The sequence below is a fragment of the Flavobacterium sp. LC2016-12 genome (assembly GCF_015351595.1).
Classification (GTDB): Bacteria; Bacteroidota; Bacteroidia; order Flavobacteriales; family Flavobacteriaceae; genus Flavobacterium.
In genome coordinates this window covers 63,723-85,678 of record NZ_JADKPT010000006.1, presented here as the reverse complement: position 1 = coordinate 85,678, position 21,956 = coordinate 63,723, and the positions used below count along the sequence as shown (strand labels likewise).

General features: G+C 33.7%; 16 protein-coding genes. 7 read left to right on the top strand and 9 right to left on the bottom strand.

Features of this window, described 5'->3' with window-relative positions; genetic code table 11:
- On the bottom strand, positions 1-1,002 hold the full coding sequence (locus IRZ99_RS11595) for an NAD-dependent epimerase/dehydratase family protein (RefSeq protein WP_194657414.1): 1,002 nt from the start codon (positions 1,000-1,002) through the stop codon (positions 1-3).
- Between the two features lie 144 nt (positions 1,003-1,146).
- Here IRZ99_RS11595 and tyrS point away from each other — a divergent pair, with 144 nt between their 5' ends.
- Positions 1,147-2,442: a tyrosine--tRNA ligase gene (gene tyrS / locus IRZ99_RS11590; RefSeq protein ID WP_194657413.1), complete on the top strand. Its 1,296-nt coding sequence runs from the start codon at positions 1,147-1,149 to the stop codon at positions 2,440-2,442.
- Here the strand turns inward: tyrS and IRZ99_RS11585 are convergent, their stop codons facing one another.
- The 4 genes from IRZ99_RS11585 to IRZ99_RS11570 all read right to left on the bottom strand — a co-directional run bounded on the left by IRZ99_RS11585 (position 2,443) and on the right by IRZ99_RS11570 (position 8,408).
- A complete protein-coding gene (locus tag IRZ99_RS11585; protein WP_194657592.1) occupies positions 2,443-3,423 on the bottom strand; it encodes an acyl transferase in 981 nt (326 codons plus the stop codon).
- 136 nt (positions 3,424-3,559) lie between these two features.
- A complete protein-coding gene (locus tag IRZ99_RS11580; RefSeq protein ID WP_072969701.1) occupies positions 3,560-3,898 on the bottom strand; it encodes a T9SS type A sorting domain-containing protein in 339 nt (112 codons plus the stop codon).
- 107 nt (positions 3,899-4,005) lie between these two features.
- Complete coding sequence (locus IRZ99_RS11575) at positions 4,006-5,418, bottom strand: hypothetical protein (RefSeq protein WP_228519078.1); 1,413 nt, start codon at positions 5,416-5,418, stop codon at positions 4,006-4,008.
- A 191-nt stretch (positions 5,419-5,609) separates the two neighbouring features.
- Positions 5,610-8,408 carry a TonB-dependent receptor gene (locus IRZ99_RS11570; RefSeq protein ID WP_194657412.1) on the bottom strand — a complete coding sequence of 933 codons (2,799 nt, stop codon included), beginning with the start codon at positions 8,406-8,408 and terminating at the stop codon, positions 5,610-5,612.
- 233 nt (positions 8,409-8,641) lie between these two features.
- Between IRZ99_RS11570 and IRZ99_RS11565 the strand changes: the two genes are divergently transcribed.
- From IRZ99_RS11565 to IRZ99_RS11555, 3 genes are all read left to right on the top strand, one after another.
- Positions 8,642-9,325 (top strand): response regulator transcription factor, encoded by a 684-nt coding sequence (locus tag IRZ99_RS11565; RefSeq protein WP_026983516.1) that lies wholly within the window; start codon positions 8,642-8,644, stop codon positions 9,323-9,325.
- A gap of 227 nt (positions 9,326-9,552) precedes the next feature.
- Entirely contained in the window at positions 9,553-10,632 is a 1,080-nt protein-coding gene (locus IRZ99_RS11560; protein WP_194657411.1) for a cell wall metabolism sensor histidine kinase WalK, read from the top strand.
- 171 nt (positions 10,633-10,803) lie between these two features.
- Positions 10,804-12,099: a porin gene (locus IRZ99_RS11555; protein WP_194657590.1), complete on the top strand. Its 1,296-nt coding sequence runs from the start codon at positions 10,804-10,806 to the stop codon at positions 12,097-12,099.
- A 1-nt stretch (position 12,100) separates the two neighbouring features.
- Here the strand turns inward: IRZ99_RS11555 and IRZ99_RS11550 are convergent, their stop codons facing one another.
- The 4 genes from IRZ99_RS11550 to IRZ99_RS11535 all read right to left on the bottom strand — a co-directional run bounded on the left by IRZ99_RS11550 (position 12,101) and on the right by IRZ99_RS11535 (position 18,043).
- Positions 12,101-13,171 carry a glycosyltransferase gene (locus IRZ99_RS11550; protein ID WP_194657410.1) on the bottom strand — a complete coding sequence of 357 codons (1,071 nt, stop codon included), beginning with the start codon at positions 13,169-13,171 and terminating at the stop codon, positions 12,101-12,103.
- 222 nt (positions 13,172-13,393) lie between these two features.
- Positions 13,394-14,014 carry a hypothetical protein gene (locus IRZ99_RS11545; protein ID WP_194657409.1) on the bottom strand — a complete coding sequence of 207 codons (621 nt, stop codon included), beginning with the start codon at positions 14,012-14,014 and terminating at the stop codon, positions 13,394-13,396.
- 63 nt (positions 14,015-14,077) lie between these two features.
- The gene (locus tag IRZ99_RS11540) at positions 14,078-17,509 is read right to left on the bottom strand and encodes a hypothetical protein (RefSeq protein ID WP_194657408.1); all 3,432 of its coding nucleotides are present in this window, start codon (positions 17,507-17,509) and stop codon (positions 14,078-14,080) included.
- Positions 17,510-17,833: 324 nt separating this feature from the next.
- A complete protein-coding gene (locus IRZ99_RS11535) occupies positions 17,834-18,043 on the bottom strand; it encodes a DUF5808 domain-containing protein (protein ID WP_194657407.1) in 210 nt (69 codons plus the stop codon).
- A 178-nt stretch (positions 18,044-18,221) separates the two neighbouring features.
- On the opposite strand from IRZ99_RS11535, the gene IRZ99_RS11530 reads away from it, so the two are divergent.
- The 3 genes from IRZ99_RS11530 to IRZ99_RS11520 all read left to right on the top strand — a co-directional run bounded on the left by IRZ99_RS11530 (position 18,222) and on the right by IRZ99_RS11520 (position 21,956).
- The gene (locus IRZ99_RS11530; protein ID WP_194657406.1) at positions 18,222-18,557 is read left to right on the top strand and encodes a helix-turn-helix transcriptional regulator; all 336 of its coding nucleotides are present in this window, start codon (positions 18,222-18,224) and stop codon (positions 18,555-18,557) included.
- A gap of 45 nt (positions 18,558-18,602) precedes the next feature.
- On the top strand, positions 18,603-19,658 hold the full coding sequence (locus IRZ99_RS11525) for an AraC family transcriptional regulator (protein WP_194657405.1): 1,056 nt from the start codon (positions 18,603-18,605) through the stop codon (positions 19,656-19,658).
- Between the two features lie 120 nt (positions 19,659-19,778).
- On the top strand, positions 19,779-21,956 hold the full coding sequence (locus tag IRZ99_RS11520) for an outer membrane beta-barrel family protein (protein ID WP_194657404.1): 2,178 nt from the start codon (positions 19,779-19,781) through the stop codon (positions 21,954-21,956).

Genomic DNA, 21,956 nt, shown 5'->3' with positions numbered 1-21,956 from the left:
TTACAACTTCGAAGTGTCTTTTATATATTGATGAACATCTAGAAAAACCGCTCCCAGAGCGGTTTTTATTTTTTCATTGGAATACAGATTTTTAGAATAAGAAGCTTTTGCAGTCGCTTTTGTCATGTGTCTTTTCTGGAAAAACAAAGTCGAAAATATTCCATCGGCTATCCATAAAAAGTTCATAAAAAAAGGATTTGCATGAATGTGTGGCCTTTTTACCTTTAGCGTATCAGCAATTGTGTTTAGAATATCTTGAAAGACAATATTATCTGAAATTAAGGTAAAGCGCTCGTTTTTGATATCGCTTTTCATCAACTCAACGGAAATCTTTACGACATCATTTACAGTAATAAAACCTGTACTTCCAAGTGTATAAAAGGAAAGTCCGTTGGCAACTCTTCGATATAGCTCATTGCTTCCTTCAAGAAAAATCTTTGTTGTTGCAATTGGCCCTAAAATTACACCGGGATTTACAATAATAATATCTAAGCCTTCCTGAACAGCACGCCAAACTTCCATTTCGGCACCATATTTAGAAATGGCATAATCGCTGTGTGGTTTTTCGGGATTCCAGTCGGTTTCTTCCGTAATATAGGTTTCGTGTGGAGCGATATCTCCTAATGCGGCGATGGAACTTACAAAACAGAATTTTTTTATTCCTTTGGCTAAAGAAAAATTAACCATGTTGGCCGTTCCTTCAATATTTGTTTTTCGGAGGATATCTTCATCTTGTGGATCAAATGAAATAAAAGCGGCACAATGGTAAACATATTCAATATCAATAAAAGCAATTTCGAGTGAAGGAACGTCTAAAATATCGGCTTCAAGCCAATTAATTTTTTCAAACAAATTAGCTTTTCCATAAAGTTCAAAAACCGATTTTGTTTTCTGAATGTTATTTGGGTTTCGGTAAATTGCCCTAACATTTTCTCCATTTTCAATTAAATGAAGCAATAAATGCGCGCCAACTAAACCTGTTCCTCCAGTTACTAATACCATTTTGTAAAGATAACTTTTTTGGGTTAAAGGTGCAAAGGTGAAGAGGTTCAAAGGGACAAAGTTTTTTAATTGTTTTTTGAAATTGGCATTGCTTTTTGATATTCATATTGACATTGATTACATTTGCACAAATTATTTTAAAAAATGAAGAATCTAGTTGAAGAATTAAAGTGGCGTGGGTTATATCATGACAGTATGCCTGGAACGGAAGAACAATTACTGAAAGAAGTAACAACGGCATATATAGGCTTTGATCCAACGGCAGATTCGCTGCATATTGGTAGTATGGTTCAGATTATTTTATTGGTTCATTTAAACAGAACTGGTCATAAAGCAATTGCCTTAGTTGGTGGTGCGACTGGAATGATTGGTGATCCATCTGGAAAATCTGACGAAAGAAATTTATTGAACGAAGAAACTTTGGCTAAAAACGTAGCTGGAATCAAAAGTGTTTTATCTCGTTTCTTAGACTTTAATTCAAAAGAAGCAAATGCTCCGGTTATGGTGAACAACTATGACTGGATGAAAGAATTTTCTTTTATTGATTTTGCCCGTGAAGTTGGAAAACGAATCACGGTAAATTATATGATGGCGAAGGATTCTGTTAAAAAGAGATTGAGTGGAGAAGGAGAAGGAATGTCTTTCACGGAATTCACTTATCAATTAATTCAGGGTTACGATTTTTATCACTTATATAAAAACAACAACTGTGTTTTGCAAATGGGAGGTTCTGACCAATGGGGAAATATTACTACTGGAACAGAATTAGTCCGCAGAATGGGTGGAGAAAGTGCAAAAGCATTTGCTTTAACAACGCCATTAATTACAAAAGCAGACGGATCTAAATTCGGAAAATCTGAAGGTGGAAATGTTTGGCTGGATGCTGATAAAACTTCAGTATATAAATTCTACCAATTTTGGGTAAACGCAACAGATGTTGATGCAGAAAAATATATCAAAATCTTTACTTTCTTAGATAAAGAAACAATTGATGTTTTAATCGAAGAGCACAAAGCGGCTCCACATTTAAGAGTATTGCAAAAGAAACTAGCTGAAGAAATCACGATTTTTGTTCACAGCAAAGAAGAATTGGAAAAAGCGATTCAGGCTTCGAATATTTTATTTGGAAACTCAACTTCAGAAGATTTGAAACAATTGGATGAGGCTACTTTTTTAGAAGTTTTTGACGGAGTTCCTCAGGCAGAAATTGCAAAAGCTGATTTGGAAAATGGATTGGATATCGTTTCGGTTTTAAATGAAAAAACAGGTTTCTTTAAATCAAATGGAGAAGCGAGACGTGCTTTAACAGCAAATTCTATTTCTGTAAACAGAGAAAAAATAAAAGAAGATTTTGTTCTAACAGCAAATGATTTAATCAACAATCAGTTTGTGTTATTGCAAAGTGGGAAGAAAAACTATTTTGTGATTAGAGTGGTTTAATTACAAAACCATTAAGTTACAACCACGAATATCAGAATTATCAAAACGTCCCAATACCTCGAAAGAGTTGTTGGGATATTTTTTGCCCAAATCCTGCGTGGCGATAAAAGAACACGAATTGATATTAGCTAAATCAATAACATTAATTCCACCAGTTTTTCCATCTTTTACATAAGTGAGCGCATCTTCAGGATCGCGAACTAAAATATGCATCCAGGATGGACATTCAAATACACCTTCGCCTAAAGAATAGGCTTGCGCCAAAAGCTCCGTCATTCCATATTCAGAATGAATGGCATTTACACCAAAACCTTTGCAAAGTTGTTCGTGTAATTCTTCGCGAATCATTTCTTTGCGTTTTCCTTTCATTCCTCCGGTTTCCATAATAATGGTATTTTGAAGGTTGAATTGATGCTTTTCAATCAAATCTAATAAAGCATAGGTAACGCCAATTAAAATCACATTTTGCCCGGATTCATCTAAAGCGGTTAGTTTTTTAATTAAGTCATCGTGGTTGTGTAAATAAAACCCGCTCTCAGCCTGATTGGATAGTTTTATCAGGTCTTCGACCATATAAATTAACGAAGAGCCATCGCGCTCCAAATAAGACGGCAAAAGGGCTAAAACAACGTAATCTTCGATATTTCCGTAAAACTGCGAAAATCCATTTCGGTAGCTTTCTTCATAAAGAGAAACATTCGTTACTAAATGGCGGCTAGTGATCATTCCGGTTGTACCGCTGCTGGTAAAAGTAACCTGAGGAGAATCTGAATTAGAAACGACTTTGTGGCTTTTAAAAAATTGTATGGGTAAAAATGGAATTTGTTCCAAAGATTTTACCTGTTGTGGATTCACTTTTAAAAAATCACAGAAATCACGGTATACCTTATTGTTCTCGTGTTGAAAACGAAACACTTTTAGTGCTATTTTTTCAAATTGTTTCTGACTCGAAATGGTAAAGATATCGTTGGCTGTGATCAAAACTTTTTTTTGCAAAGATATTGTTTTTTAGTTTTCAGTCTCGGTTTTCAGTCTCAGTTTTAAAATGCAATGTGCTTAACTGAATACTGCGACTGTAAACTGAAAAAAGCTCCCAAATAGGAGCTTTTTTTATGTTTTACCGAATAATGAGCTTTCGGGTTGCTGATGCATCTTGTTCGTATATTTTGATGATATAAACGCCGGGAACCAGATCAGAAACGTTTAATTCTTTTGAAGACAGATGTGTTTGGATTACTTTTTTTCCTAAAACATCAAAAACAATCACCTCTTTCTCTAAGTCATTTTTAGAAGAGATATAAACCTTTCCGTTTGTCACTGGATTAGGGTACAAGCTTAAACCCTCAATAGTTGTAGGCTCTTGAGGTTTTGGTAATTGCTTACTGTCTTGTGCCGAAACACTTACAGTAAAGAAAAATGCCAATAAGAATGTAATATAAAAGTAGTTTTTTGCCATCGCGTAATTTTGGTTACAGTAAATATACAAAAAAGTTTTCAAAAATTACGCCAAAAAAAAACATCCTAAATATTTAGGATGTTTTTAACATTTTATATATCAACTAATTATTTAGTCAAATCAACACCATCAACTGTAGCCCAAGCTCCAGCTGTAAGCGATGCTCCTGTTGCAGTAGCGTCGATTACAAAATTTGCAGCTGGGAATGTAACAACACCATCCCAAGGATCTACTACTACACCTAAGATATTTTTAGAAGTATTAGTGATTTTAACTTTAGTGATTTTAATTTTACCACCAGTTACCTGGTTAGTATTTGTTGAAGCATCTTGTATTTTTACAGCAGCTCCAGTATATACTTTACTAGCTTCAGTATAATCACCATAACCATCTATGATAATGTTGCTGAAATCACCATTTCCTTCATTTTTAAATTGAAATGCATCAACTTGAACATCTCCAACTGATTCTGGAGTTGTACCAGGCATTCTTTTTAAAGTGATGTTTGTAACTTTAGGGTAGTAATCATTGTTATTTTTAGAAGATTCGATTTCAACTCCGAAGTTTCCTTTAGCATTTTGGTGCGCATACCAGTTAGTGTTAACCTGACCTTGCCATCCATCTTGCCAGTCAAAAGAATCATCTGTATTGTCATAAGAAATTGCATTAGTCAAACTTGCAGTTCCTCCGTAAAATTCGAATCCGTCATCAGCACCTTTGTAAGATACTAAGTGGTCTAAAGTTGTTCCTGATCCTACAGAGTAGAAAGAGAATCCGTTTAATTCTTTAGTTCCGTCAGCTAATTTAGAACCAGCGTACTCAACTCTTACATATTTCAAAGATCCACCGTTGTGAGCAGCATTTGTTCCACCGTAAGGTAAAGCATTTCCGTCTTCTGAAGTAGAAGTTTTTACACCTTTAACAGCGTTGATTGGAGCGTCTCCGTACATGATGATACCTCCCCAAGAACCAGCGACTTTAGATTTTTCAGTAAATACAACTGGTTTGTCAGCTGTACCGTTGATTACTAATTTACCACCGTTTAATACAACTAAAGCATTGTCTCCAGTAGTTTTGTCAACTGTAATAGTTGAACCAGCTTCGAAAGTTAATGTTACACCTGAATTAATTTTTACAACACCTTTCATAGTATAATTACCTAAAACATAAGTTTTATTGGCAGTAATTGGACCAGTAATTTCTCCAGTAGCAACTGGTTCAGCAGTCACAGTTACAGTTCTAGTAACAGAAACAGATTGTACAGTATAAGTAATAACAGAAGTACCAACAGAAACCCCTGTGATAACTCCAGTTGCAGGCACAACAGTTGCAACAGCAGGCGTAGCACTTGTATAAGTACCACCTGTAGTTGTACTGCTAAAAGTTGTAGTTCCTCCTACAGTAATAGTTTCAGTTCCTGTTAACGGAGCTACAGTAAATGGAGCCGGATCGTTGTCGCTACTACATGATGAAAATAATAAGCCAATAGATAAGGCTAAAGCGAAAAATTTAGTTTTCATAATTGTTGTTTAATAGTTTATTTCTTTGTTGACAAAAGTAGGACGGGAATACTTTTTATGTGTTAGCTCAATATTACAATACCGTTATATTAAAATCTCTTTAATGTCAAGGGAATGTTAAGAGGTTTGGATTGCGGGTATAAAAAAAGCCCTATAATAAATAGGGCTTTATATGTTTGATTTTTAATACATTAGAATGTGTACCCTAAGCTTAAAGAAAATCCTCTGCTTTTTTTGTAACTTCTTGTCAATGGATCTCCAATAACAGGTGTTTCACTGTTGTTTCCAATTTCAAATTGACGAGCTGGATCTAATAAGTTATCTGCTGAAAACTTTAGATCAATATGGTCAGATAATTTGCTGCTCCAGATAAAATCTAATTGACTTACAGGTAGTTCATAAATATGGTCTAATCCATTTGTTCCTACTGCATAAATTCTTTTTCCAAATACTGAATATACTAACGAAAGTGTATTGCTCCAGTTTTTGTTAACGTTAAATTGGTATTTTAAATCTGAATTGATCAACCATTTTGAAGCTCCTTGCAAGTCTCTTGACTGATGAGTTTCGATTGATTCTGAAGTACTTCCGTCAGGATTTGTAATAAAAGGTTTTACTTCTGCTTTAGTACTCATTAATGAGGTATTAAATCCTAAAGAGAAATCTTTAAAAGTATCAGTAAATCTTCCTAAGTCATAAATGAACTCAATTTCTGCACCGTATATTACAGCATTATCTGAATTTAAATAAGTAATAATTGTAGAACCAGCTGCATTGGCAGTTAATGTTCTTTCGATAGGATTTTTCATTTGCTTTCCGAAAATACCTACTGCAAACATTTCTTTTGCGGTTGGGAAAAGCTCATATTTAAAATCAACATTGTAATTATCACTATTTACTAAGTATGGATTTCCTTTCATAGAAGTTCCATCGGCATTAATATATTCAATAGGATAAGCTTCCATAATTACTGGTTTGGTATAAGTTACACCACCTGCTAAACGGATATTTGATTTTTCTGTAATACCGTATTTTGCATTTACAGACGGTAAGAAATATACTTTGTCGTAATTCAACGTTGTGAATGGTTCATCAAAAGAACCTTGTTGTCTGTATTGTGTTTCTCTGTTTGTACTTTCTACTCTTACACCACCATTTACCTCAAGTTTTTCATTGAATTTGTAAAGTAAGTTTGCGTATCCGGCATTAGCACCTTCTTTAAGTATTGCTTTATAAGTAGAGTTAGAAGTCTCTCTGTAGTTAAAAGCACCACCAGCGATATAACCGTTCAATTGGTCATCGATACTGTTAAGCGGAGCATCGACATTTGGACCAGTAGTAGGAGAAATAAAACGGTAAGATGACTCCATGTCTGATAGATTTCCGTTGTATCCAACGGTTAATCTGTGACCTTTATCTTCTCCGAATTTTAAATTGTATTCTGCTAAACCAGAGAAATAAGAATTTCCTGTGATTTCTAAGTATTGTTTGATAAAGTTGTTACCTGCAATAGAAGCAAGAATCCCATCATTATCAGTTTTAACACCTGAAAATGCTTTTCTGTCCGGTTGGTCATATTTTGTTACAGCATAAGAAACACCAGCTTTTACAGTTTGACTTTTGTCTTCTGCTATTGCATATTCACCTACCAATTGATTGTTCCAATAATCAGACTGATCTAATTGGTTTGTACGGATAAGTGTTTTGTTTGTTCCTGTTCCAGTTTCAGCATTTGCAACACCGTATTGATCTTTAATTAAGTTATCAGTTGTTCTGATAAAAAGACTGTTGTATGCTAATTTGAATCTATTCGTATTATAGTTTAATCCTAATAAACCAGTTAACGAAGTTTTATAGTGATTGTCAGTAGTTATAAAGTCAGTTTTGTAACTGATTCCGGTACTTTGATAAGCAAAAGTTCTGTCAACTCCTTCCTGAATTCCGTAGCTGTTCTCAGCATTAAGCGAAAATATATAAGAAAAACTTCTGTCTTTTTTTAAATCGAATCTTTCTGAATGTAAGAATCCGATACTTGTGTTTAATGGGCTTCTTATTGGAGAAACATCAAAACCACTTTGAAAATTGTTTAATGATTCCTGAGGAGTGAAAACATGACCAGATGGTGTATCACCTAGTAATGAAGGTAGTTTTCTGTTATCACCAGTTAATCCGAAAAAACCTTCTGCTGAATCAGCATCTTTAGAAAGAGAAAAGGTTTTTAAGTTACTGTTTACAATATAACTTGTTCCAATATTAATTTTTGTGATGCTTTTTGTGTTTTTTGAAGTTTGGATGTTGAATGTTCCTCCTGCAAAATCACCATAAATATTTGGGCTAAATGTTTTGTAAACTTCGATTACACCTACAATATCTGTTGAGAATAAATCAAGTGGAATGATTTTTAAAAATGGATTGTTTGTTGGAGCAGCAAGATCATTAATTAATAAGTTGTTGTATCTGTCTTCAAGACCACGTACAAATAAACCTCTTGATCCTACTTTAGTGATTCCGGTAATTTTAGTCAAACCTTCTTCAACATCACTTACACCTTTTCTGGACATTTCTTGTGCACCAATACTTTGTTTGATAACAACAGCATTTTTTTGGTCTAGTAATAAGGCAGTTTCTTTTTCTCTGTTAGAAGTAGATTTTACTACAACATCTTTAAGAGTATAACCTCCTGAAGAAAGAACCTGATCCAACGTAACAGTTTCATTAGCTTTAACCGTTACAGGTTTTTCTACAGATTCATATCCTACGAAGCTAAAAATAATAGTATAAGTTCCAGGATTTACGTTTAACGAATATTTTCCGTCAATGTCAGTGTTAGCGCTAATGTTGGTTCCTTTAAGAAGGACATTTGCAAATGGTAAAGGCTGATTGTTAGATTCTTTGTCTGTTAATAAGCCAGAAATTGTACCTTTGTTTTGTGCGATTGAAATCGTACAGATAAATAATGTGAATAATAGAAATTTTAAATTGAATTTCATTTCAGTGTTGTGTTTAATTTATTTTTGTGCAAAGAAATGACCGTACTGTAAAGTTCATGTTAGCTACTTGTTATGTTTTTGTTCCTTGAAGATTATCAAATTGTTACCAAATTAAATTACCGTTAACACGAATTTTTAACCGTTGATTTATTGTTATATTTACCATCGCAATTACAAATCATCGGATTTAGAAGAATAGAATTTGATGAAAAAAACTCAATTTTTGCTATTTTATGAAAAAAACACAAACCAAGATCTTATTAGTTGACGATGAACCGGATATCCTGGAAATTGTAGGCTATAACCTTGCTCAGGAAGGCTACCAAATTGTAACAGCTTCAAATGGAAAAGACGCCATTGCAAAAGCTCAAAAAGAATTGCCGGACTTAATTATTATGGATGTGATGATGGCTGAAATGGATGGAATGGAAGCCTGCGAACACATCAGAAAAATTCCTGAATTAAATAATGTTATCATAACATTTTTAACAGCAAGAAGTGAAGATTATTCTCAAGTTGCTGGCTTTGATGCAGGTGCAGATGATTATATTACCAAACCAATAAAACCAAAATTATTGGTAAGCAAAGTAAAGGCTTTGTTAAGAAGGTTAAAAGAACAAGAAGTAGTTAGCGATACCTTAAACGTTGGCGGCATCGAGATTAACCGTGAAGAATATAAGATCATTAAAGGTAATGTCGAAATTGCGTTGCCAAGAAAAGAATTCGAATTGTTCTACTTATTAGCTTCAAAACCAGGAAAAGTTTTTAAAAGAGATGAAATCCTTGATAAAGTTTGGGGTAATGAGGTAGTTGTAGGAGGAAGAACAATCGATGTTCACATCAGAAAACTACGTGAAAAGATTGGAGAAGATCTTTTTAAAACAATAAAAGGAGTAGGGTACAAATTTGAAGTTTAGTTTTTTTAAAGGCACTAAGGTTCTAAGGTACTAAGTCGCTAAGGTTTTAGTACAACACTGGAATTTTGGTTAAGATTTAAACGGATTCAAATTGTTTTAAAAACATTCAATAAATTTAAACCATATAAGAAATTGAAGTTCATTACATTTATATGATCTTCAATTTCTTATATGGTTTTTGAGTTAAGCTTATTTTTTCTTAATCTCTTAATGGTTAAATAATATCAATGAAAATTAATTTTAAAAAAACATACAAGTTTGCTGTAAAATCGGCATTATACATAAGCCTTTTTGCAACTGGATTTGTACTGATGTTAATGTCATTATTTTATAAAGGTCAATTGAATCATCAGATTGCTTTTGGAATAATTTTTATTATATCCATTTATATTTTCTCTTTTTTGGTTCTTCAATATCGTGTAGAGCGTTTCATTTATAGAAGAGTGAAAAAAATCTATGATGAGGTTTCCTTATTAGAATCAACCACATTGATTAATCAACCGATTACTACGGATATGGAGACGCTTTCACGAGAAGTGAAAAAGTTTGCTACCGATAAAAAGCTGGAAATCGAAATGCTCGAAATTCGTGAACAATACCGAAGAGAGTTTTTAGGAAATGTTTCGCACGAACTTAAAACGCCTTTGTTTACTGTTCAGGGTTATGTTTCTACCTTATTGGATGGAGCAATGGATGATAAAAACATCCGAAAAAAATATTTAAAACGTGCCGAAAAAGGAGTAGAGCGTCTTATCTATATAGTGGAAGATTTAGATATGATTACCAAACTTGAATCTGGCGATCTGGATTTGAATATGACTGATTTTGATATTGTAGAATTGATTCAGAATGTTTTTGATTTATTAGAAATGAAAGCTGATAAAAAGAAAATCAAACTGGCTTTCGAAAGTCGAAATGTCAAATCAGTTATTATTCGTGGAGATCAGGACAGAATTCAGCAAGTTCTGGAAAACTTAATTGTAAATTCTATTAAATACGGAAAAGATGGTGGTCTGACCGAAGTTGGTGTTGTAAATTTAACTAAGAAAAAAGTCCTAATTCGTATTAGTGATAATGGTGAAGGTGTTGAAAAACAAAATATTCCAAGACTTTTTGAGCGTTTTTACAGAGTAGACAAAAGCGGAACCCGCTCTGAAGGTGGTTCTGGTTTAGGTTTAGCAATTGTAAAACATATTATTGAAGCGCATAAAGAAAAAGTTTATGTAGAAAGTGAGTTCGGAATTGGCTCAGAATTCTCATTTACACTAGAAAAAGCTAATAAAGCAATAAAAAGTGAGGTTAAATAATTGTAAGTTCAATTAACATAAAGTCGCGTAGAATAAGGCATATAGATCTCAATAATAATTCCCTAACTATTCCGAAACAAATATTCTTATAATGGTAACATCCTGTTAATGATTTCTTAACATAGGAGGTTACATCTTTGCACTCGAAATTTAGTGTCAAAGAAAAAAGAAATAATGAAGATAAAATTTTTAGCAATCTTGTTGCTATTTACTTGTGTTTCAAATGCACAGGAGCTGAGTAAAGAAGATGTGAAAAAAGAAGTAGTTCGACTTCTTGATTCAATTAATAAAGCAAAACTTCCTGAAACTAAATCTGGAGGTGGTATCGAAGAGCATTGGTATGATAAAATATCATTAAGAGGTTATGCTCAAATTCGTTACAATGGTTTGTTTTCGACAAACGATAAAGTTGCTTGCGACCAATGCGACAGATCTTGGGGAACAACTTCAACCGCTCCAGACGCAAAAGCAAACAACGGACTTTTTATTCGTCGTGCTCGTTTAGTATTTTCGGGACAGGTTCATCCAAATGTGTTTTTCTATTTTCAACCTGATTTTGCCAGCTCACCAGTAACTGGAATTCAAAATTTCGTTCAAATTCGTGATTTATATTTTGATCTTTCTTTTGATAAGAAAAGGGAATACCGTGTTCGAGTAGGGCAAAGTAAAATTCCGTATGGATTCATAAACATGCAGTCTAGTTCGCAACGTTTAACTTTAGATCGTGCTGATGGAATAAACAGTTCAATAGCAAATGAACGTGATTTAGGAATTATTTTTTATTGGGCGCCAGCCGAAATCCGTAAGCGTTTTGAAATGCTAGTAAAAGATGGTTATAAAGGTTCAGGCGATTTTGGTGTATTTGCCTTTGGAGTTTATAATGGACAAATTGCTAATAAAATTGATGCCAACAGAGATTTGAATGTAGTAGCCAGAGTATCTTATCCTTTTGTAATTGGCAGCCAGATTATTGAGCCCGGTATTCAGGCTTATGATGGAAAGTGGGCTTTTACAGACGAAATTTCTACAGGCGTTACTGTCAATAATCCAAAATACGTAAAGGATGAAAGAGTAGGTGCAACTTTTGTTTTGTATCCTAAACCTTTCGGAATCCAAACCGAATATAATATTGGTAAAGGCCCCCGATATAATACTGTTACAAAAACAGTTGATGTATCTAGTTTGAATGGAGGATATGTTTTACTGAATTATAAATGGGATATCAAAAAACAGCATATTTATCCCTATGCCCAATTTCAATATTATGATGGAGGTAAAAAATATGAAAAAGATGCCAGAAGTTACGTCGTGAGAGATTATCAATTTGGTATCGAATGGCAACCAATCAAAGCATTTGAATTAACTGCAGAATATGTTATCGCCGACAGGACTTTTGAAGACAGTGCGCGCCCTATTAACAGACAAGAAGGAAATTTATTGCGTTTACAAGCGCAGTTTAATTTCTAAGCTAGTCTTCGAAAACAGAAAATAACTTGTCCCAATCAATATCATTTTTAAATTGAGACAAACCTTTAAACGACTTTACTTTTGAAAGATCTTCAATGGTAAAGTCGTCTTGCATTGCATACGGTACCAAATTCTCTTCCTGAAGTTTTATCGCCAGATATTCTTGTTCGTATTGTCCTGGAGTCGGGATAAAAAAAGCTTTTTTACCCAATTTTGCCAAATCCATTACTGTTGTATAACCAGAGCGGCATAGAACAAATTCACTCTCATTAAAAGTTTGTTCCAGTTGTTTTGAGTTCATAAAATTGTAATAGGTAACGTTTCCGGCTTGCCATTTGTTTTGTGTTTTCTCCACAATTCCCTGTACAAAAACAACTTTGCCATTAAAGTTTACAATTTCCTTTTGCAGTTTCTCATCCAGATAAGTACGTTGAGGTTCCGGCCCGGACAAAATAACCATTAAATCATACAATTTCGGCGTTTCCTTTTGACGCATTCTGCTTAACGGCCCAATATATTTTAAGTTCAGGTGATTGGTTTTCAAATGTCCCAATTCGCCCGTAAGATTGGCACCCTCATTGGTGTCAGGAACCCAGCATTCGGTGTATTTTTTAATAATATGCTGATGACATTTACTTGTAAACCAAGTCGTGTTTCCAGTCATCACATTCAATTGATGCGTCATAAAAACAGATGGAATTCTTCGGCTAAAAACACCCAAACGATTGTCTGAAATAATGCCGTCAATTCCGTGTTTTTTAATCCACGAATTCACTATTTTTTTTTCGTCCAAAATGGCTGTAATCATTTTTGGAAGGTTCTTTATCAGTTTCCATTTAAAATTTTTACCATTTTTAGCATATTCAATATGATAAGATGGTAATTCTAAAGTTTGTATGTAAGGAAATTCTTTTCGAAGTAACGCAAGCGCAACTCCATCAGAAGCTATAATCGGAATAAAATTATTTTCCTGAAGCGCTTTTATAATCGGGATACATCTCGTGGCATGTCCTAATCCCCAGTTTAACGGAGCAACTAAAATTGTTTTGTTCGCAGAGTAGTCAATGCTCATAGTTTAACGCTTTTTAAAAACGAAGATAAAGAAATATGTTTTTTATGCTATTTCGCACACATTACTAAATTATTAACTGTATATTTTATTTAAGGTTCTGAGGTTCTAAGTTTTTTTTGCTTAACAAACAAAAAAGCCGAACTTATGTTCGGCTTTCCAGTATTGTATCTTACAATCTCAGAACCTTAGGACCTTAGTATCTCAGCGCCTTAGTACCTTTCTCTAATCCTGAATATACGTTTTATTTCCGTTTTTATTAATATAGTATTTTCCGCCTCTTGGGCCTGTATATACTTTTTTACCATTGTACTCTCCCGTTACTTTGTCCGGAACTGATGGCGCTTTTTCGTTAGTTTCTTTTAAAGTTTTGCTAGCTGTTTTTGAAGCATTTTTTTTTGTTGCAGTTGCGTCTTTTTTAGCGGCTTTTGATGCTGCATCGGCAGTGGCTGCACTTTTTGTAGCTTTATCAGCACTGCTTTTTGCTTTTGTGGCTTCTTTATCTGCTGATTTTTTAGTTGCGCTTGCTGATTCTTTTTTCGCTTTTGATGCCGCTACAGTTGCAGCATCTGCAGATTTTTTTGCTTTTGCGGCTTCTTTATCTGCTGTCTTTTTAGTGGAGGTTGCTGATTCTTTTTTAGCTTTTGATGCTGCTGCAGTTGCGTCATCTGCCGATTTTTTTGCTTTTGTTGATTCTTTTTTTGCATCGGCTGCCGCTTTATCGGCATCAGCTTTTTTCTTTTTAGCCGTTGCTTCACTCTTGGCTTTGGTTGTTGTGGCAGTTTCCTGCGCGTAAAAATTACCAGACAAAACAACTAGAAAACATAATAAAAATAATTTTTTCATGAGGTTAAGAGTTTAAATTTCAATTAAAATTAATCAATTTATTTGTAGCTTTTTCGTAAAGCATTAAAAATAAGCACGAAGTTGGACGTTTCCTGTGTGAACTGTTGCGCCGGTCTCGCTTTTACGCCCTTGGTAATTTAAATTCACATCTAAAAACTGTGTGATGTTTTTTTGCAAAAGCAACTTCCATACTAAATTTTGTCCGGCCTGAAGTCCTTCCAGCATTTGAAAACCTACGGATGAAAATTCATTTCCGTCAAATTTGTTTTCATAGAAAGAAAACTCTCCGTTTACCGTTACTTTCTTTTCACCTGCATAAGAAAATGAAGTTCCGAGTCGGTTTTGGCGCAAAGTTTCTAAATTTCCAATTTGATTTTCCTTATTCTGAAATTCATAAAAGAAATCTAAACTGGTGTTTTTTGAAAACAAATAACTGATTTTTGGTGCCACCTGATACCCTTTTAAATCATAGTTTTTTTCGATAAAATCTTCCGAAACCAAATCGGTTTTAATGGTTTTGGTAAAGAAATTAAACAACCAGCTTTTTTGATACAAATGTGTGTATTGTAATTGATGTGAGCTGTTTTTGACTGTTTGAGAACCAACCGAAAGCAGATTTTTTCCTTTATTTACAAGATAAGAATACGTAACCGAATGTTTCTGTTTTCCCCGATTGTAAAATAAACTGTTTCTGAAACTCGAATTTAATCCTAAGATATTTTCTTCAGAAGAAGCAAACGGATTTAGTTCTAAACGCTCGCCCTCACTTTTTACTTTTCGATCCATTATAAAGGAAGTCTGATTGTAAAAATAGGAGGCCAATTTTTTGAATCCTTTTTCATTTTGCCATTGCAACGGATTTAAAGCAACAGATTGTGAAAATTTATTTTGATTGGTTTTGATATAAACCTGATTCGGTAAAAAGATCCTGATAAATCTGGCCTGATCTGAGAATTGGGCAATTTCAAATTCTTCCAGTTCCTGGATTCCATTGCCGTTATAATCGTTCCAGGTATAAACGCCCTGACCAGTTGGGACTTCAACATAAGTGAATTCCTGTTGTGCAATAGTTCCGGAACTCGTTTCGTAAGCAGTTCCGAGTTGTATCAACTGATTAAAAAAACGATCATTGTACAGAATCCTGGAATTTAAAGAAGGTTCATTTTTTCTCGTAGCATCTGTAAAATCTAAAGTTCTGTAACTCGCATAAACAGCTAAATCTGTTTTTTTATTCTGTATCAGTTTTGATTTTAAAAAATAGGTTTGCGAGTTGTTGACATGTTGCAATAATCCATTTTGCAAACTATCATTGCGGCGTTGCAGAAAACCTAACTCTACAAAAACTTTCGTACTGTCTCCACGACCGATAAAGGCACCATATTCTGAAAATCTTTGGCTCAGCGCCGAAAACTGATTGTTAATTTTATCTTTTTCCTGATTGTCTTCAATTTGAAAACTTCCTCCAATCCAGTTTTTTCCAAAATGATATTTAGTTCTGGCCTGATTTCTAATGAATTTTGAAGTCGAAGTTGTGGCATCAGAATTCAAAAAACTGCCTTGATTTTCAATCGTCCATTTATTCAATTTAAAAAAGGCGGTTGTGGTATGTCGCGCTCCCGAATAACTTTCGGTATAATCTAATTTTTCAAATTGATAAGTAAATAAACCAATGTTTGAAGTTTCTTTTTTAGCAAACAGATTAAAATTCAAACCAGTTACCAAAAGACTTTGATTGCCAAATAGAGTAGTATTCAAATTCCAGTCACGATTAAATTCAATGTTATACAAACGCTCCACAGATCTAAAATCTTCTTGTACAAATTGATAATTCGCAAATCCGTCTAAAGTCCAGCTTCGGGTAAAAAGTCGTTTTTTGATATTAGTTTTAAGCGCGATTCCATCGTTATTGGCATCGTCAATACCAGAAAATAAATTTTTATCGTTGTTGCTCATGGCAATTTCAAAATCAACATTGGTTTTTTCGTCAGGATTGTATTTTCCTAAAAAAGTGGCAACCTGAATTTTTATAGGAGAGACTAATTGTACAATAGGTTCATAATTTCCTTGTGGAATACCGTTTACCGGAGCAATATATTCGAAAATTCGTTCGACTGTATTACTGTTTTGAATGATGTAATTCCCGAGATTATTTCCGACAAGACTAAATTTTACATTATACAGAACTTCATTAGGATCGCTTGAATATTCATAAATTTCAACTGAATTGACAAATGTTTTTCTGTACAGAATTTTGTTGTCTGCATATTTGTCAACGTAGGCAGATGGTGCTGTCATGAGTGTCGGATCATCTCCGGCCCGACTCAAAATTTGTACCTGTTCTGGTGAAAGATTCTGTTGTAAAGGCTGATTTTTTAAATCATTTTCAGAATATAAATAACCTCCAAAACTCCAGTTTTTGTTTTCATGTGTGGCTCCGGCATAAGTGACCAATCGATTATAATTTCGTTCTGAATATTGATATTCAATATTAATTCTCATTTCAGAAGTAATCGTAAAAAGAGAGGTAAACACAATTTCTCCGGCATTATAATCAATCACATAATCATTGTTTTCGCCACGTTTAAGCAAAACACCATTGACATAAACCCGCTCTGAACCGGAAATAACCAAAACATACAATTCGCCATTTTGTCCTTTTAGTTTATAAGGTCCCTGATTGCCTTCCTGTCCGGTAAAAGTACTTTTAGCATATTGACCTTTTACAAAAGCAACTGATGCAAAGACATTGGTTTTATTTTCGTCATTCCCAAAGTTAAAACTGGTTGAAAGCCCCTGAACCTTTTTATTGAAACTTAAAAATTGTGTTTTTCTGTTTTCTAAAAATACATCTCCTGCACGGATGTTCCAGTCATCGCTAAAAAGTTCCATGAAAATATTATCGAACTGATCCAGCTTTTGAGAATATCCACCATCCTGCAGCGGAATATTGCTATCCTGAAGTGAGGCTCTTAAACTGACTTTGTCTGATATTTTTCCGGTAATCTGAAGATCAAGATTGGAGTTTAAAACGGTATTCTGATTGTTACCAACAGTGACGCCACGCGTAATACTTCCGGAGGTGTTCAAGCCATCAAACGGGGTGACTTTTTTCGCGTTTGGATTTTCTATTTTATACAATTTCTCCATTCCAACATCATTGCTGACCACTTGGCTTTCCTTGTAAAGACCATATTCTTTGGTTAAGAAATCAGGATATTTTAGGTAATTGACAATTAAAGTATCTGAAGTTGATGAGAATTTTTCGTTTAAAAGTAGCGTTCCTTTTTGGAAATCAATTTTATAAGAGGTCGAATCAATAGGTTCGTTTTTGGTATTTAAAAGCTGAAAAAAACTGGAATTAATGCTGAATTCTTCGAGATGAATAGTATCCCGGGTTACAATTACTTTTTTGGTTTTATACGCTGATTCTGTTTCCTGGGCATGAAGTCCAGAAAACCAGAGGATAACCGTTAAAAACAGTAATTTTTTCAACATAAATACTTTAACTCTAAAAAGCCAAAAGTAGTATTTATAATTGGGAAATTTTGGCTGTACAGTTTAGCTCTTTCACAGGGAATGCTATTTGTAAAAATTAAAAACTCTAATCAAAGATTATCTTGTATTTCTTATTCCATTAATCATTAGAATAGAAAAAGAAACTACCAAGGTAATTGAAATTATCATTTTAATATTATTACAATCGTTATTGGAGTGGAAAAAAAAGTAAGCCAAGTAGATGCAGAAAAGAATCGCAACACTATATTTTAAAAGATGTAATTTCATGTTTTCAGGAATGACAGTGGCTTACTTATATGACATTTATGAAAAAATAAAAGCGATGGCAATTATTACGATGATTAAAAAGACAGAATTTGGATTGGCAAAATTAATCGTCCATCCTAATTGTTTGATTCTCTTCGGAGGAAAAAGTCGGCTATCTTCAGGGTTATAATAAAAAATTCCCCAGATCCAGTTGTCCGGATCGTTTTGCCATTTGTCTTGATTTTCATGTTCGTTATTAAAACTCATGGTTTAACTTTTAAAGTGTTCTGTAAGGCTAAATTACAGTTTTGTAAGTGCTTGTATTATGCGATTATCGGGTAAATATTCTAATTGGTTTATTTTTTATTTGATATTAATGTTGTTTTTTGTGAGTATATATTTATAAAAGTGTCCTCTGTTGTTTTAAGTGGAAAACAATGTGATTATGAATATTCTGATAGGGAATAAACTAAAAATACTGAGAAAAAATAAAGGCATGTCACAAGAAGAAGCGGCAGACTATCTCCATATATCCCAATCGGCTTACGCCCGAATGGAAAGTGGGGAAAGTAGTTCGTGGGTAAACCATATTTTTAAGATCTGCAAAATTTTTGATATAGCTCCGGAAGAATTATTAAAAATAGAGAGGAATCCAAAAGAAGCCGCGTCTTCAGATGGTACCATTCAAATATCGGGTACTGTAATTGAGCAATACGAAGAACGAATAAAAGATCTGAAAAAGATAATTAAAGATTTGAAAGCGAATAAAAAACTCCAATAGCCGTACTTTTTTTTTAGCTTTGTTGTGATAAAATAAACTTAAATCATGGATACAGGTAAGGAGCTTTTATTCTTTTTTAGTGCTTTGGGAGTTTTCAACGGAATTATTTTAGGCGTTTATTTTTTCTTCTTTACCAGAAAAAAATACCTGACCAATTATTTTCTGGGAGCACTTTTATTTGCCTTAAGCATACGAATCGGGAAATCTGTATTTGTGTATTTTGATTCGGCTTTGCCAAAAATGTATTTGCAATTTGGACTTACGGCTTGTTTTTTTATTGGTCCTTGTTTGTATTATTTTCTTAAATCGGCAATTGAAGAAATCAATATAATGCCAAAATCCTGGAAACTCACACTTTTATTCTGGGCAATTCTTATTATTACTGTAGGTGTCATATTTCCATATGAACATTATCCAAAACTTTGGCGCGGTTATTTTATACGAATTATTTATTTTCAATGGTTTGTTTACATTGTCCGTTCTAGTCTTGCAATCAAAGATATATTGGTAAAAATAATAAGCAGAAAACACAAAACAACGCCCGCAGAAACGTGGTTTGGAATGCTTTTTCTAGGGAATTTTTTATTATTTCTTTTTTATTTTCTCTCCATAATGGGGGCTCCCGGAGCAACTTATATAAGTGGAGCAGTAGTTTTTTCTTTTATTTTGTATTTAATTATTTCGATTCTGTTATACCGAAAAAAGACGGATGATTTGTTTCTTTTGAATAATCAGAAGTATTCTGGAAAGAAAATAGATTCGGCAGGAGTTGCAATTTTATCCCAAAAATTGGAAAATGTAATGATTGAGAAAGAATTGTTTAAAAACTCTAATTTAACTTTACAGGATTTGGCTAAGGAAGTAAACATTTCAAGTCACCAACTCTCTCAGTTTTTAAATAATAATCTGGGGAAGAATTTCACGAGTTTTATCAACGAGTTCAGAATAAACGAAGCCTGCGAAATTATAAAAGCAAGTGATAAATTTACTTTAGAAGCTGTAGGTTATGATGTGGGTTTTAATTCTAAGTCGGCTTTTTTTGCTGCTTTTAAAAAACATACTGGAAAAACACCTTTAAACTACCAATTGCAGGTATTATAACTATTAAACAGAGTATCGATTTATAAATCCGTACTCCTGATTTCTCTTTCGGGGACTTGATTTAGCGATTTTCAATTGACTTTTGCCTCATAAAAGTCAAATTTATAATCGCTAAAATTTATGAAATTCCAAGTTTCAGTTTTCTTCTCTATTTACGGTCTGTTTTTATATTCGACAGGCGCAAATGCACAGGCGGCAAAAGCTACTTCAGAAAAGATTGTTGTCAAGAATAATGAGTTAAATGAGGTCGTCATTAAAAGACAGACAGCATTAGTAAAGTATTCTTCAAACGGAACAATAGAAGTGAATGTGGCCAATACATTGCTTTCTACAAGTAGTTCTGTAAATGAATTATTAAGCAGGGTTCCAAATGTAACTATTGCTGAAGGGCAAATTAGTGTCCTCGGAAAAGGAGAAGCGATCATTTACCTTAACGGAATATTGATTAACTACGAAAGGTTTGCTGCAATCCCGGTTTCGCAAATTTCGAAAATTGAAGTAATTCCAAATCCTTCAGCAAAGTATGATGCCGAAGGGAAAGCGGTAATTAATATTATTACCAAAAAAAATATTGAAAATGGAATTATGGGAACGGCTACTCAGCAAGTAACTGTTTCTGAATTTGCAGGAACAAGTACCAATACACTACTTGACTTTAATTACACGAAAGGAAAAATTTCTTTTATAACCAATTATGGCTTGCAATTAGGAAAGGGGAGAGAACTCTTACACACGACCAGAACCCGGCCAAATCCCGAAGAGTTTATGAAATCAGAATTGACCACAGATTGGAAGCGTCAGTTTAATAATTATTCTAATTTTGGATTTGGAGTACAATACACTTTTTATGAAAAGAATTACATCTCGCTTGCCTATAGTGGTAATATTGAAGATTTGGGCGGAGTTGTTGAAAGTCGAAATTCAATAGAAAGTAGTACAGGGAATAGCTTTTATGTTACTGATATTGATAAAAATGACGTTTTGCTGAATCAGTTTGTGAATTTGAATTACAATGCAATAACGGATAAAAAAGGGTCATCCTTATTTATTGGATCTCTATATTCTAATTATAACGGAACTATAAAAGATTTTATTGATGAAAAGGGCTTGGTAAATGACGACATTACACAAAAGTATCTCAAGAACAATGTTGGTAATACTATAAATATACTAGCCACGCAGGTAGATTATTCTAAAAAAATTAAAGAAGACAGCAGATTAGAAACGGGAGGTAAGTATAGTTATGCGACCATAAAATCTGCTACAGACTTTTTGATTGCAGATGCAGCTGATATGAACTTTGAGTTTGATGACGAACTATCTAGCGATTTTAAATATCAGGAGCGTATTGGTGCGGCCTATTTAAATTACGGAAGTTCAATTGGCGGCAAGTTTGATTTTTCTATAGGAGCAAGAGGTGAGTGGACCAAATATAATTTGTATACGAATGCAAATGGGGTTCAAAAATTTGAGAAAAGCTATGGAAATCTTTTTCCCAACGTACTTTTAAACATGAATTTTTCTGAAGATTGGAAAGCTCATTTTTCGTACGTCTCAAGAATTACAAGGCCAAGATACCAAGCCCTAAATCCGTATGTTATTTATCAGGATCCATTTACGACCATCGAAGGAAATCCTGATTTGCTTCCGGAAAAAATTCATGCATTTGAAATTGGCACAATGTATAAAAAGTTTGATTTTAAAATAGGTTACACGTATAAAATTGACCCTATTTCTGGAGCTGCTTTGCGGGGAGATACTCCAAACAGTTATATTTTACGATCGTTAAATCTTGATAAAGGACATGTGTTTTTCACTTCACTTTCAAGATCTTTTAATGTAAAATGGTGGAATTCTACTAATACAGTAAGCATGAATTTGACCAAATTCGTAGATGATTTTTATGAGTTTGAATTGGGTCCGGTGAAACCTCAGATTTATTTGTACTCGAATAATACATTTGCGATTCCGAATCTTTTTAAGCTGCAGGTGCTTGCCTGGTATTTGGGAGACAGAAGTTATGGTTTGGGAAGTGATAACAGCCGTTCAACAATAACAGTAGGAATCGAAAGAAACTTTTTTAAAGATGCCTTAAAATTGAATTTTACCGCAAATGATATTTTTCATGACTTTATGGTTTCCGGAGATTATAATGTTGGGCAAACTCAGATATATTATCATAGAACCTATACAACAAACTACTTTAGACTTATGGCAACCTATAGTTTTGGAAATTCGAAGAAAACAAATTATAAGAAATCAGAAATTGAGCAGACTGAGAATAACAGGGCACGTTAA